9 protein-coding genes are annotated in these 14,215 nt (G+C 69.5%); 5 read left to right on the top strand and 4 right to left on the bottom strand.

The genetic code is table 11. The annotated features are described in order from the left end of the window. Window positions 1-18: 18 nt before the first annotated feature. The 4 genes from recF to HMPREF3086_RS04590 all read left to right on the top strand — a co-directional run bounded on the left by recF (window position 19) and on the right by HMPREF3086_RS04590 (window position 5,003). Window positions 19-1,251 carry a DNA replication/repair protein RecF gene (gene recF, locus HMPREF3086_RS04605; RefSeq protein WP_070720414.1) on the top strand — a complete coding sequence of 411 codons (1,233 nt, stop codon included), beginning with the start codon at window positions 19-21 and terminating at the stop codon, window positions 1,249-1,251. Then, window positions 1,248-1,802 carry a DciA family protein gene (locus HMPREF3086_RS04600; protein ID WP_061228206.1) on the top strand — a complete coding sequence of 185 codons (555 nt, stop codon included), beginning with the start codon at window positions 1,248-1,250 and terminating at the stop codon, window positions 1,800-1,802. Before recF ends, HMPREF3086_RS04600 begins: the two co-directional genes overlap by 4 nt. A gap of 86 nt (window positions 1,803-1,888) precedes the next feature. Further along, window positions 1,889-4,006, top strand: a complete 2,118-nt coding sequence (gene gyrB, locus HMPREF3086_RS04595; RefSeq protein ID WP_070720412.1) for a DNA topoisomerase (ATP-hydrolyzing) subunit B — start codon at window positions 1,889-1,891, stop codon at window positions 4,004-4,006. A gap of 55 nt (window positions 4,007-4,061) precedes the next feature. Next, window positions 4,062-5,003 carry an endo alpha-1,4 polygalactosaminidase gene (locus HMPREF3086_RS04590; RefSeq protein ID WP_070720411.1) on the top strand — a complete coding sequence of 314 codons (942 nt, stop codon included), beginning with the start codon at window positions 4,062-4,064 and terminating at the stop codon, window positions 5,001-5,003. Here the strand turns inward: HMPREF3086_RS04590 and HMPREF3086_RS18415 are convergent. Genes HMPREF3086_RS18415 through HMPREF3086_RS18880 form a run of 4 tightly spaced genes read right to left on the bottom strand, consistent with a single transcriptional unit; the run spans window position 4,987 to window position 10,823 of the window. After that, window positions 4,987-5,691 carry a spherulation-specific family 4 protein gene (locus tag HMPREF3086_RS18415; protein ID WP_168169053.1) on the bottom strand — a complete coding sequence of 235 codons (705 nt, stop codon included), beginning with the start codon at window positions 5,689-5,691 and terminating at the stop codon, window positions 4,987-4,989. The genes HMPREF3086_RS04590 and HMPREF3086_RS18415 overlap by 17 nt on opposite strands. Beyond that, window positions 5,688-7,076 carry a hypothetical protein gene (locus tag HMPREF3086_RS18885; protein WP_070720407.1) on the bottom strand — a complete coding sequence of 463 codons (1,389 nt, stop codon included), beginning with the start codon at window positions 7,074-7,076 and terminating at the stop codon, window positions 5,688-5,690. The genes HMPREF3086_RS18415 and HMPREF3086_RS18885 overlap by 4 nt, the downstream gene beginning before the upstream one ends. Then, window positions 7,073-8,590, bottom strand: coding sequence for a GT4 family glycosyltransferase PelF (pelF, locus tag HMPREF3086_RS04575; RefSeq protein ID WP_168169052.1), 1,518 nt, complete (start codon window positions 8,588-8,590; stop codon window positions 7,073-7,075). The genes HMPREF3086_RS18885 and pelF overlap by 4 nt, the downstream gene beginning before the upstream one ends. A 4-nt stretch (window positions 8,591-8,594) precedes the next feature. Further along, complete coding sequence (locus HMPREF3086_RS18880; protein WP_070720403.1) at window positions 8,595-10,823, bottom strand: hypothetical protein; 2,229 nt, start codon at window positions 10,821-10,823, stop codon at window positions 8,595-8,597. Between the two features lie 756 nt (window positions 10,824-11,579). On the opposite strand from HMPREF3086_RS18880, the gene gyrA reads away from it, so the two are divergent. After that, window positions 11,580-14,108: a DNA gyrase subunit A gene (gene gyrA, locus HMPREF3086_RS04565; RefSeq protein ID WP_007631466.1), complete on the top strand. Its 2,529-nt coding sequence runs from the start codon at window positions 11,580-11,582 to the stop codon at window positions 14,106-14,108. The last annotated feature ends 107 nt before the right edge of the window (window positions 14,109-14,215 follow it).

Here is a 14,215-nt window from a genome sequence, read left to right as displayed (position 1 = left end):
ACCCGGGACCGATCCGGTATGCACCTGCGTCACCTCAGGCTCCTGGACTTCCGCTCCTGGCCGCTGCTCGAACTGGATCTCGAGCCGGGGGTCACCACGCTGATCGGCCGCAACGGCCACGGGAAGACCAACGTCCTCGAGGCGATCGGCGTGCTGGCCAGCCTCCGGTCGCACCGCGTCGCGGGCGACGCGCCGATGATCCGGACGGGTGCCGGGACCGCGCTCGTCGGCGCACTCGCCCACAACGCCGGGCGGGAACTCACCGTCGAACTCGCGCTGAACTCCGGCAAGGCCAACCGCGCGAGACTCAACACCTCACCGTGCCGCCGACTCTCCGACATCCTCGGGGTCGTCCAGTCCGTCCTCTTCGCGCCCGAGGACCTCGCCCTCGTGCGCGGCGAGCCAGCCGAGCGGCGTCGGCTGCTCGACGAGCTCATGGTCCAACGCCGTCCCTCGCTCGGTGGCGACCTGGCCGAGTACTCGTCCGTGCTGCGTCAGCGCACCGCGCTGCTCAAGTCCGCGTCAGGTGCGCTGCGGCGCGGCCGGCCCGAGGAATCAGCCGCGGTGCTGGACACCCTCGACGTGTGGGACGGCCGGCTGGCCGAACTCGGGGCCAGACTCGTGGCCGGTCGGATCGACCTCCTCCGGCAGCTGCGCCCCCTCGTCGTCGACGCCTATCGCGGGCTGGCACCCGAGTCCCGCCCGGCCGATCTCGCCTACCGGTTCCGCGTCGCCGACACCCCCGATGAGTCCGAGCTGACCGATCCCGAACTCGTCGAGGCGGTGCTCCTCGCGGAGCTCGGTCGGCGGCGACGCGACGAGATCGACCGCGGCATGTCGCTCGTCGGGCCGCACCGCGACGACCTCCTCCTGACCCTCGGAGAGGAGCCGGCGAAGGGGTTCGCCAGCCACGGCGAGACGTGGTCGTTCGCGCTCGCGTTGCGCCTCGGCTCCCTCGAGTTGTTCCGCGCCGACGGTGCCGAGCCGGTGCTCCTCCTCGACGACGTGTTCGCCGAACTCGACCGCCACCGCCGCGCCGCGCTCGCCGATGTGGCCGCCGGCGTCGAGCAGGTCCTCATCACCGCGGCGGTCGGGGAGGACGTCCCGGCCGGGCTGCGGCGCGTGCGTCATGACGTCGTGATGACGGGCGAGGGCCGGGACCGTCACTCCGGGATGACGCTGTCACGACCCCGGGATGACGAGGGCGACGACGACGAGAACACCGATACGGAAAGTGGGGACCCGACATGACGGGCGGGACCGGACGGGACGGCATAACACCGTCTGACCAGCCACAACGTGGTTATGACATCGCCAAGAAGGCGCTCGAGGAGGCCAGGGCGAAGGCCCGTGCGGAAGGCAAACAGGTCGGTCGCGGACGGACCGGCCCGGTCGGCGCGGGACGTCGGTTGCGCAAGCGCGGCTGGACGGGTGCCGGCGCCGATCCGTGGGATCCCCAGCCGCTCGGGCGGCTCGTCGGCCAGGTCGCCAAGAAACGCGGATGGGACGACAAGGTCGCCACCGGACGGCTGTTCGCCGAGTGGGGACGGATCGTCGGCGAGGACGTCTCGAGCCACGCGACGCCGGAGCGTCTGGAGGAGGGGATCCTCCACGTGCGGGCGTCGAGTACCGCGTGGGCCACGCAGCTGCGGTTGATGTCCGCGGACATCCTCCGCAAGATCGCCGCCGCGATGGGACCGGGTCACGTCCGTCGGCTGAAGGTGGAGGGGCCGGAGAAACCGAGTTGGCGGAAGGGCCCGCTCCACGTGTCGGGTCGCGGCCCGCGGGACACCTACGGGTGAGGGCCGGGCGTGCCCGCGGCCCGCGCGGCGGTTCCCGCAGGTAGACTGGGCCGGTCCCAGACCCCCGAGACGCGAGGAGTTCGCACGTGGCGGACGCCAGGAGCACGGCCGACAACGGCGGAGCCAAGGAATACGGCGCTTCATCGATCACTGTCCTCGAAGGGCTCGAGGCCGTCCGGATGCGGCCGGGTATGTACATCGGCTCCACCGGGCCGAGGGGTCTGCACCACCTGATCTGGGAGGTCGTCGACAACTCCGTCGACGAGGCCATGGCGGGGCACGCGACCGGCGTCAATGTCACCCTTCTCGAGGACGGTGGCGTCGAGGTCATCGACGACGGCCGCGGCATCCCGGTGGAGATGCACGAGTCGGGCATGCCCACCGTCCAGGTCGTCATGACCCAGCTCCACGCGGGCGGCAAGTTCGACTCGGATTCCTACGCGGTCTCCGGTGGTCTCCACGGCGTCGGCATCTCGGTGGTCAACGCGCTGTCGACCCGCGTCGAGGTACAGATCAAGCGCGACGGTCGCCTGTGGAAGCAGGACTTCGACATGGCCGTGCCGGCGGAGCTGGTCGACGCCGGGCCCGCCGAGGGCACCGGGACCAAGGTCCGCTTCTGGGCGGATCCGTCGATCTTCGAGACCACCGAGTACGACTTCGACATCGTCGCCCGTCGCCTGCAGGAGATGGCGTTTCTCAACAAGGGACTGACCATCACACTGACCGACCGTCGGCCGCGAGCCGAGAAGGCGGCGGAGCTCGACGCGATCGCGGACAGCGAGGGCGTCGGTCCGGACTCCGCACCGGGCTCGGACGAGGGCTCGGATCTGGCCAGCGCCGTGGACGCCGAGCAGGTCTTCGTCGAGAGCGCCGGTGACGGAGCCGAGGCGGCCGAGCCCGAGAAGATCCGCGAGCGCAAGCGGACCTTCCACTACCCGGACGGCCTCAAGGACTACGTCAAGGCGATCAACAAGTCCAAGACCGCGATCCACCCGACGATCCTGTACTTCGAGGGCAAGGGCACCGGTCACGAGGTCGAGGTCGCCATGCAGTGGAACTCCGGGTACTCGGAGTCCGTCCACACCTTCGCCAACACGATCAACACCCACGAGGGCGGCACCCACGAGGAGGGCTTCCGTGCGGCGTTGACCTCGCTGGTCAACAAGTACGCCCGGGACAAGAAGCTCATCAAGGAGAAGGACCCCAACCTCACGGGTGACGACATCCGCGAGGGTCTCGCGGCCGTCATCTCCGCCAAGATCGCGGACCCGCAGTTCGAGGGGCAGACCAAGACCAAGCTCGGCAACACCGAGGTCAAGGGCTTCGTCCAGCGGCAGGTGGCCGAGCACGTCGGTCACTGGTTCGAGGCCAACCCCGCCGAGGCCAAGGTGATCGTCAACAAGGCCATCGCCTCCAGTCAGGCACGCGTCGCCGCCCGCAAGGCCCGCGAGATGGTGCGCCGGAAGTCGGCGACCGACATCGGTGGACTGCCCGGCAAGCTCGCGGACTGCCGGTCCAAGGACCCGTCGAAGTCCGAGCTCTACATCGTGGAGGGCGACTCGGCTGGTGGTTCGGCCAAGTCCGGTCGCGACTCGATGTTCCAGGCGATCCTGCCGCTGCGCGGAAAGATCATCAACGTCGAGAAGTCGCGGATCGACAAGGTCCTCAAGAACGCCGAGGTCCAGGCCATCATCACGGCGCTGGGCACCGGCATCCACGAGGAATTCGACATCGACAAGCTGCGGTACCACAAGATCGTGCTGATGGCCGACGCCGACGTCGACGGCCAGCACATCGCGACGCTGCTACTCACGCTCATCTTCCGCTTCATGAAGCCGCTCGTGGAGAACGGGTACGTCTACCTCGCGCAGCCCCCGCTGTACAAGCTCAAGTGGAGCAAGGGCGAGCCGGACTTCGCGTACTCGGACCGCGAGCGCGACGAACTCCTCAAGATCGGCCTGGAGAACAAGCGCAAGATCAACGTCGACGACGGCATCCAGCGCTACAAGGGCCTCGGCGAGATGAACCCGAAGGAGCTGTGGGAGACCACGATGGACCCGTCGGTCCGCACTCTCCGGCAGGTCACCCTCGAGGACGCCGCGGCGGCCGACGAGTTGTTCTCGATCCTCATGGGTGAGGACGTGGACGCGCGCCGCAACTTCATCACCCGCAACGCTCGTGATGTGAGGTTCCTGGACGTCTGACGGGACGTCGAGGTAAAGGTCGATCGTGCCGCCGCGATGGTGGCATGATTGCCGCGTGAGACAGACCACGGTGACCGGCGTCGGTCGGGCCGTCGTCGCCCTGGCGTGCGCTACCGCGCTCGTCGTGTCCGGGTGCGGCAGCGAGGTCCTCGGCCAGGGATCGGTCGCGACCGGTCCGGCCCCCGGCACGAACCCCGACGCGCAGCCGGGTGCTGACGCGCAGCCGGGCGCCGGTGGCCTGTCGGTGCCCGATGTCGAGCCGCCGCCGGCGGGCGCGGTGGTCGACTACCAGATCGGCGGCGCGTACCCGCCCGCCGCTGACGTCGGGGTGGTCATCCGCGATCGTTCGGAGCCGCCGGTCGACGGTGTCTACTCGGTCTGCTACCTCAACGCGTTCCAGGCACAATCCGACGAGGCCTCGGCGTGGAGAGGTCAGCACGCTGATCTCGTTCTGCGCGGCCTCGGAGGGGACGTGATCGAGGACGCCGAGTGGGACGAACCGCTGCTGGACATCTCGTCCGACGCCACACGGTCGCGACTGGCAGCCATCGTGGACGGGTGGCTGGCCGACTGCGCTGACCGCGGATTCCGCGCGGTGGAGCCGGACAATCTCGACTCCTGGACGCGATCGCGGGGCCGCCTGACCAGGGCGGACGCGGTCGCGTACGCGGAGCTGCTGGCTGACCGTGCGCACGCCCGGGGCCTCGCTGTCGCGCAGAAGAACGCGGCGGAGCTGACGGACGAGGAGATCGGTCGGATCGGTTTCGACTACGCCGTCGCTGAGGACTGCCAGCTGTACTCGTGGGAGCGGGGTTCGGAGTGTGATCGCTATCTGGCGGCCTATGGCGACCGGGTGATCGAGATCGAGTACTCCGACGGTGGCACCCGGGCGTTCGAGACGGCGTGCCGTCTCCGCGGTGATCGCATCTCGGTGCTCCTGCGTGACCGGGACGTGGTGCCCCGGGGCGAGCGCGGGTACGTCAACCGCAGCTGCTGACTGGTGCGGCGTCGGGGTTGAGGTATTCGACGGATCCCCACGGGTGGGGCAGCGCGTCGGAGGCGAGGCCCACGTAGCCGGCGCCGAGTTCGGCGGACCGGTCGATGGCCTCCCGGGCACGCTCGGGTGGGCAGTCGTAGACGAGGTGCCACACCCGCGACGGGTCGACGCCCCCCGGTAATTCGCCGGGGTCGGTCAGGTGGGTCTCGAGGTCGGTCTCACGGACGCAGGTGATGTCGAGCAGCCGGAGTATCCACGGGTGGGGGACGGTGCCCGGGTTCCCCGCGATGACCCGGGCGCCGTCCCGCCGCAGCGCGTGGACGAGCCCGGTCAGGGGCACGATGACCCGGGCGTCGAGGTGCCCGTCGGCCCCGATGCCGGACGCCACCTGGTCCAAGAATACCGAGGTCACGCCGTACTCTTCCCGCCAGCGGCGGACATCGGTGCGGACGTCCTGGAGGCTGCGCCGCCCGTAGTCGGTGTCGACGTACCCCAGGAGTGTCGGGCCCCCGTCGACGGGTGTGGTGCGTAGGGCCTCGGCGAAGATCGGGTCGGTGGCGCGTCCGGGACCGGAGTCGACGTTGACGACGACGAGGTCGGCGGCACCCGGATGCAGGACCTGCTCCCAGAGTTCGCGATCGTATGCGGGGTGGAGGTACAGCGGCACCGCCGCGCGTGGCGTGCTCACCAGCTGTGGGGGTGTAGAGCCGCTGAGACGGCGTGGTAGACCGCGAGCAGGCAGGCCCCGCACAGCATGGCGACCCCGACGGGTACCGGTAGTCCGAAGCGGAGCGTCGCGAATCCCATGCAGGCGAGGGCTGAGATCCAGACGGCTTCGGCGACGCGGCCGGCCCGGAGGACGATCGCGGAACCGAAGGCGAACACGGCGAACACCGGGGCGACGACGCAGAGGACGACGATGTCCGGGACGAGTCCGGATGCGGGGTCTTCCGCGATGCCGAGAATCTGGTCGACGATCCACGTCGCGGACAGCGTCGCCAGTGCGATGACCGCCAGGTAGATGAGGGTGCGGACGAGGACGCCGCGGAGGACGAACCGCCAGCGGCCGGAGCGGTAGGACAGGGACTTGAGCCGGATGCCGAGGTCCTCGATCGCCGGATCGCACAGTGCGGCGGCGAGGATGACCGCGATGGACAGCGGGATCCGGTCGTCGGAATCGGCGAGGTTGAGCGCCAGGAGCAGCGCGGTCGACATGAGAGCGGCCTGACAGGTGCCGTCGAACGCCGCGCGGATGTCGTCCCGGCTGGGCAACGCCGGCGGGAGTGGGGTGGTCATCCGGTAGGTCCGGGCGGCGAGCAGGGCGCCGCCGAGGGACAGGACCCCGAGAGTGATGATCGGCACGAGCGCCGCGCCGGCGAAGGTGGCGGCGACGGCGACCGCCGCGCAGCCCGCGGCGAGTACGGTGAGCAGACGCAGACCCCCGAGTACGGAGATGAGGGTCAACGACGCGGCGTACAGGGTCCACGCGCCGCAGAGTGCGGCGGTGGGCAGGGCTGGTGCGTCGCCGAGGTACCAGGTCGCCGCGGTGACGACGCCGACGAGAGGAGCCGCGAGAAGCAGTGCGATGCCGACCGAGATGCGGGCAGCACCGGCGAGATCCCCTAGGCCAGCTCTTCGCCACGTGACGAATCCGAGGAGCTGTCCCAGCACCCAGCCGGAGAGGCCGGTAGCGACGATCGCGATCGACAGATCGGCGCCGACGCCGATCGCGGCGGGTGCGCAGAGCGCCATGACGACCGCGCCGGCCAGGAGCAGGAGTGCTCGGACCCACCCCTCGCGGCGGACGCGAGGACGGACGATGGCGGTCTCCGCGGCTCCGGGAGCGAGCGCGGGGAGGGTACGGGCGTATTCGTAGACGTCGTGAGCACCGTGCCGCCGGGCGAGCGCGTCGCCGAAGCCGGACGCCTCGAGGTGGGCGGCCACGTCGAACCGGTCGACCGCGCGCCCGACGAGACCCTGGTGGGCCTCGGCGGGAACGGCGGCGACGACCAGCGGCTTCGCGTGCCGGGGAGAGCGGCCGGGTGGATCGGGGATGAGGAAGGTCTCGCTCATGACGCCACGCTCGCGATGTACTCGAGAGCGCCACCGGTGAAGTGGTCGCTGTGGATGCCGGCGGCGATCTCGTACCAGCCCCGGAAGGTGTCGATGCAACTGGACAGGGCGAACGATTCCAGAGCGTGTTCCCGGCCACGTTGACCGGTCTGCTCTCGGAGCCGGTCGTCGGTGAGGAACCGGAGGCACTCCTCCGCGAAGGCCTCGGGGTCTCGCGGCGGAACCAGACCGCCCAACCGGCCGTCCCGACCGACCGCCTCGGAGACGCCTCCGACGTCGGTGTTGACGGTGACTCGCCCGCACATCATCGCCTCGATCGTGGTGAAGGGCAGGCCCTCGGACACCGACGACAGGGCGACGATCGAGCCGGCTTCGACCGCGGGCCGGGGTCCGGCGGTCGGCCCCTCCCACGTGACGCCGTCCGTGACCCCCAGTTCGTCGATGGTCTCCTCGATCGATTCCTTGTACCGGGCGTTGCCCGTCGGGCACGGCCCGAAGATCCGCAGCCGCGTGGCGGGTAGTTCCCGCCTCACCAGTGCATAGGCACGCACGAGTGTCTCGAGGTCCTTGAGCGGGTCGATCCGGCCCACGAAGCTGATCGTGGGTATCTCGGGCTCGGGGCCCACCGGGGTCATCGTCGACACGTCCACACCGTTGCGGACGGTGTGGATCCGGGCCGGGTCGGCACCGAGGCGGACGGCCCACCGGGCGTTGAAGTCGCTGACGGGGAGCAGGAGGTCGGCTTCGCTGTAGACGAGGACGCAGAACGCCCGGAGCGCGGTGCACACGGCGTAGCGGGCGGACCAGCCGAGCTGGGTGCCCGCCAGGGCGAGGTAACGTTCCCTCAGGTAGACGCCGTGTTCGGTGAGGATCAGTGGTACGCCGTCCCGCCACTTACGGGCGAGTCCGACCAACGCGGCGCTGCCGTTGGAGGAGGCGTGGACGACGTCGACGTCGCCGAATCGGACGTCGGTGGCGCAGAGGGTGCGATCGACGAGAGTGGCGGCTTCGACCGCATCCCCCACGCTGAGCCGGGCGGACCGGTCCAGCGCGGGGGAGTGGCCCCACCACGCGTCGAGCAGGGCCTCGGCGGAACTCTCCGACCCCAGGAGTCGGAAGAGGTCACCGCCGCCGGCCGCGAGGAGCTCGCGGAGCGCCGCGCCCAGGAGGGCCGGGTCGTGGCGCACAGTGCCGTCGGCGACCGTGATGGTCTCGGCGGGCGGCAGAATCGCCGCCCAGAGGTCGCGGAGGGCGGCCCGCACGCGGGCCCGCCTCCGCCGGGTGAGGAGCTGGCTCTCGGGGAGTCCGGCTCGGACAGGCGCCCACACCGGGTACAGGGTCGTGGACCTGACCTGGCTCGGAACGGTCCACGTGATCGGTGTGCGGCTGCCGCCCGTCAGGGTGACGACCTCCCACGTGTGGTCCGGCATCCCGCTCACCAGCTGGTCGCACCAGGTGCTGACTCCGCCGGTGTTGACCGGGTAGGTGCCTTCGTTGATCAGGGCGATACGCATGTCGTCAGCCCCTCGCCGACGGGCCCTCGCCCACGGCGCCGACGCGGGTGGCGTCATTGATCGGCGGGACGACCACGGAGTTCTGACCGGGCGACGGGGCCGCGGCGGCCCTGGCGACTCGCGGGAGAGCGCGGGCGGCGACCGCCGGCTCTTCCGTGTCTTCATCCGGCGTGAGGAACCCGACGTCGTCTCCGAGCTCGAAGGTGACCTCGCCGCCTGCTGGGACCGTCACCCAGCGTGACTTGGACCCGGCGTAGGCCTCGCCGTCGAAGGCGGAGCCGCTGCGGGTGGTGATCGGCACCTCGACGGAGGCAGCACCGTCGTTCTCGATGACGAGCGTCGAGCCGCGGACGGTCGCCGTGACGGAGTCCGCCGCGTCCGCCCAGGCGGCGCGCCGTTGCATCTCGCGCCCCAGCTCGGCGTGCGAGGGGTTGCGCAGCGGCGCGGACCGGTCGTTGAACAGCGCGCGGTAGTCGCGGACCATCGCGTCCAGCACCGGGTAGAGGATGCGGTCTCCGGTGATGTTGGACTGGTGGACGTAGTGCGGCCGCGGGTCCATGCTCAGCGCGTGGCTCAGCGCGTGCCGGGCCTCCTGCGGGACGATGTACTCGTCGAACCCGGTCTCCAGGGGCAGCGGAGCGTCGAGACAGGTCGAGGCGGCGTTCGTCTCGCAGGTCCCGGAACCGCCCTGATTCGACCTGGTGTAGATCCAGTTGTACTCGTCGACCGCGTTCTCCTTGGTCGAGGTGTTGTAGTAGATGTTCATCGGGTGGCGAGGAACCGTGAGCGCGTCTCCGAGCGGCCGCTGGTTCGGCTCGACCGACGCGTCGCCGGCGATCCAGGTGACTCCGGTGGCGTCCAATGCCGACGCGAGCGCGGGGTTGTCGGCCTTGGCGGGACCCGATGCGGTGCCCGAGTGCTGACCCGTGACCAGTTCGGTGGGGTTGAGTGGGACGCTGTTGTCCCGCGCCCAGGTGATGTTCTGCTGGATCTGCGCGGTGATCTCCGCCTGGTCAAGGCCGTCCAGGTTGGTGTGGTCCCACGTGTGGTTGATCCACCGCAGCTGGTTCTTCGCCGCGAGCAGGGCGTCGGTGAGCCCGTCTCCTCTGCGTGCGCCGAAGGCGTTGAAGGTCATGTCGAGTTCGATGCCGTTCGAGTTCTCCCAGCTCGTGGCCACGCCGACGTCGGCGGCGACCATGCGGGACTCGGTGAGGGCCCCGTCTTCGGGCTCACCTTCGCAGTTCACCCCGAACGTGCAGTTTCCGGCGGGGTTCCACTCGTCGTCGGCGAGGAAGACGTCGTCGACCTGGACGTTGAACACGTTGCGGTAGAGCGACGTCGACACGCCGCGGGTGAGCCACGTGATGATCCCGTGGGAGAGCGCCTTGAAGTGGTGCTGGTACTGGTTCATCGCGACGGTCATCACGAGGCGCTCGCGCGTGCCCTGGGTGTGGACGCCCATCATCACGCCGGCACCACCGGACGGTCCCGTCAGCAGGGGTACGAACTGCGCACCGGGAGCCGGCGTCGCGGCGTAGCCCCACGACTCGGCCACCGTCGAGCTCAGATCCTCGAAGGGCACCGGGCCGTCGAGGTAGGACCACTCGCCGGAGAGTGCTCCCGCGGTCAGGGTGGCGGTGGTGGCGTCGAAGTTGGTGCCGCTGGTGGTCGGCACGAGACCGACCTCCGCTACCGGCGTGACGTTCGCGGACACCTCGCGGATACCGTAGTCGGCGGTGAACTGGTCGATCACCGCGTTCTCCGCCGGCGTCAGCCCGGTGCGATCGGCGGCCACGGAGACGATGCCCATGTAGCGTGCGGTCTTGGTCGCGTCGTCGGCGAGCATCGCCCGGGTGATGGCCTGCCGGCCGGGCGCCGTGACGTTGATCCGGTCCACCTCGACGCCCTCGGCGGCCAGCCGGGTGGCGAACGCCTCGCCGCTGAAGTTCCCGTCGTCGAGGACCAGGACACGGAGCTCGACCGTCGCCTGGACGGCGGAGGGCGGTGGCGTCGTGGTCGGGGTGGTGCTGGAGGTCGGCGTCGTGCTCGACGCGGGCGGGGTGGACCCACCTGATCCCGATGATCCGAGAGACCCGGTCTGGGCGGTGGCGATACCCACCAGCGGAGCGGTGATGGCGCCGGTGACGGCGAGAGCGGTGACCGCGCGGAGACCCGATCGCTGCAGAGGCGAGAGCCCCCAGCTCGAGCCACCGCGCGCAGCGGTGTTGAACATATTCATCCCTGTTGTAGTGCCGCCACTCCCGATCCCCCTCGGGAGTGGCGGCGTCCCCCCGGGGATCAGGACTCTCGCCCCGATCCCCTCGCACGGTGCTCCGTGCGACAGGGAAAGTGTGCGCCCGGTGACAGGGCCGCACAACGGTCTCGGCCCGACATTTTCCCAAGAAAATCTCTTCACTATAAGCCAGTCTTTATTTAAACGTTCGATCACCAACGGGTACCTGAGCGCCTCGGTTTGCGGACGCGTCACAGGGGGCAGAATGTGTCCAACGTGCTGTGATCACGGTGTACACACTAAAAACACCCTTACTTCGGCTCTTCGGAAGGCGCTCAGCCGGCTGAGAAGACGGCGGCCGAACTGAGAACTGGACGGTGAGTCAGCTTTGTCGTACGTTTGCCGCCCTCGGAGCGGCGCCCGTTCGACCAGAGGGTGATCGACATCACCGGATCGGGGGGAACCGTCCGCGATCGACCTCGAAACGAGTCGTCCGGATCCGGCGCGGTGCGCCATCAGGGGAGCGCGGAGGCGGCCCCGGTGCGCGCGAGGTGCCGCGGGACGGCAGACCGCTGCCGGGCCGGGCCGGTCCCGGTGACGAGGCGCGGTTTCCGACCGGCGCGGTAGCGGGCGCCGTTGTGGGTTGTTGACCCGGCACCCCCGCGCGCCCGACCCTGCGTTTCCGCTGGCCCTATAGACTGGTGGGGTCGAAGCGTGCCCGGTGGCGCTGCTTCGAGCGCGACAGAAGAGGAGCCCATGACGGACACGACGTTGCCGCCCGAGGCCGGGGGCCACGACCGGATCGAGCCGGTCGACATCCAGGCCGAGATGCAGAGAAGCTACATCGACTACTCGATGAGCGTCATCGTCGGGCGAGCACTCCCGGATGTGCGGGACGGGCTCAAGCCCGTGCACCGTCGCATCCTGTACGCGATGTGGGACAACGGCTACCGCCCCGAGCGTAGTTACGTGAAGTCGGCCAAGCCGGTCGCCGACACGATGGGTAACTACCACCCGCACGGTGACTCGGCGATCTACGACACCCTCGTGCGTCTCGCCCAGCCGTGGGCCATGCGGTACCCGATGGTCGACGGGCAGGGGAACTTCGGCTCGCGGGGCAACGACGGCGCCGCGGCCATGCGCTACACCGAGTGCAAGATGACCCCGCTGGCCATGGAGATGGTCCGGGACATCGACAAGAACACCGTCGATTTCCAGCCGAACTACGACGGCAAGACGTCCGAGCCGGTCGTCCTGCCCTCGCGTATCCCGAACCTACTGGTCAACGGCTCGAGCGGTATCGCCGTCGGTATGGCCACCAAGATGCCGCCGCACAACCTGCGCGAGGTCGCCGAGGCGATCTACTGGTGCCTGGACAACCCGGATGCCAGCGAGGAGGAGACCCTCGCGGCGTGCATGGAGCGGATCAAGGGCCCGGACTTCCCGACGCACGGCTACATCGTCGGCGACCAGGGGATCAAGGACGCCTACTCCACGGGTCGAGGCTCGATCCGCATGCGGGGCAAGACCTCCATCGAGGAGGAGGGCAACCGGACGGTCATCGTCATCACGGAGCTGCCCTACGAGGTCAACCCGGACAACATGATCCTGTCGATCGCCGAGCAGCTGCGCGACGGCAAGATCGCCGGCATCTCGAAGATCGACGACGAGTCCTCGGACCGCGTCGGCCTGCGCATCGTCGTCACGCTCAAGCGTGACGCCGTGGCCAAGGTGGTGCTGAACAACCTCTACAAGCACTCGCAGCTGCAGACGTCGTTCGGCGCCAACATGTTGTCCATCGTGGACGGTGTCCCGCGGACGCTGGCGCTGAACCATCTCGTGCGTCTGTACGTCGCGCACCAGGTCGAGGTCATCGTCCGGCGCACCCAGTACCTGCTCGACGAGGCCGAGAAGCGCGCCCACATTCTTCGTGGTCTGGTCAAGGCACTCGATGCGCTCGACGAGGTCATCGCCCTGATCCGTCGGTCGGAGACCGTCGAGATCGCCCGAGAGGGCCTCAAGGACCTCCTCGAGATCGACGACGACCAGGCGCAGGCGATCCTCGACATGCAGCTGCGCCGCCTGGCGGCCCTGGAGCGCCAGAAGATCATCGATCAGCTCGCCGCGATCGAGCTCGAGATCGCCGACTACAAGGACATCCTGGCCAAGCCGGAGCGTCAGCGCGCGATCGTCGGTGACGAGCTGCGCGAGATCGTCGAGAAGTACGGCGACGACCGTCGGACCCGCATCATCCCCGCGGACGGAGACGTCACCGACGAGGACCTCATCGCCCGCGAGGACGTCGTCGTCACGATCACGGAGACCGGGTACGCCAAGCGCACCCGGACGGACCTGTACCGCGCCCAGAAGCGCGGCGGCAAGGGCGTCCGGGGAGCGGAGCTCAAGCAGGACGACATCGTCCGCCACTTCTTCGTCTCCTCGACGCACGACTGGCTGCTGTTCTTCACCACGAAGGGCCGGGTCTACAGGATCAAGGCCTACGAGCTCCCGGAGGCCAACCGCACGGCCCGCGGCCAGCACGTGGCCAACCTCCTGGCGTTCCAGCCGGAGGAGCGGATCGCCGGCGTCATCCGGATCAAGAGCTACCAGGACGCGCCGTACCTCGTCCTGGCCACCCGCAACGGACTGGTCAAGAAGTCGCGGCTCGAGGACTACGACTCCCCGCGTTCCGGCGGCCTCATCGCCGTCAACCTGCGCGACGGGGACGAGCTGGTCGGCGCCGCGCTGGCCGGACCGGACGACGACCTGCTGCTGGTGTCGGAGAAGGGCCAGTCGATCCGCTTCCACGCCAACGACGACACGCTCCGCCCGATGGGGCGCGCGACGTCCGGCGTGATGGGTATGCGGTTCAACGACGGCGACGCGCTGCTGAGCATGTCCGTGGTCCGTGCGGACACGTCGGACCAGGAGAAGTACTTCCTGCTGGTGGCCACCGAGCGCGGGTACTCCAAGCGCACCGCGCTGAGCGAGTACACGGCCCAGGGGCGCGGCGGCAAGGGCGTACTCACGCTCATGTTCGATCCCAAGCGCGGCAAGCTCGTCGGTGCGACGATCGTGGAGCTGCAGGACGAGCTGTACGCGATCACGTCCAGTGGCGGCGTCATCCGCACGTTCGCCAAGCAGGTCCGCAAGGCCGGCCGGCAGACCAAGGGCGTGCGTCTGATGAACCTCGCCGAGGGCGACTCGCTCCTGGCCATCGCCCGCAACGCGGACGAGCCCGACGACGAGGACAAGGCCGAGGCCGAGTCCATCACGGAGGAGTAGGCGATGACCGACCCGACCGATCCGGCCGCCGCGCGTCCCGAGACCGCGGGTTCTGGGACCGCGGGTTCCGGTACCGAAGGTCCAGGCGCCGGGGCGACCGCCCCGGC

The sequence above is a fragment of the Dietzia sp. HMSC21D01 genome (genome assembly GCF_001815995.1).
Classification (GTDB): Bacteria; Actinomycetota; Actinomycetes; order Mycobacteriales; family Mycobacteriaceae; genus Dietzia; species Dietzia cinnamea.
Note: the sequence above shows the minus strand (reverse complement) of the source record. Positions and strands in the feature narration are given on the sequence as shown.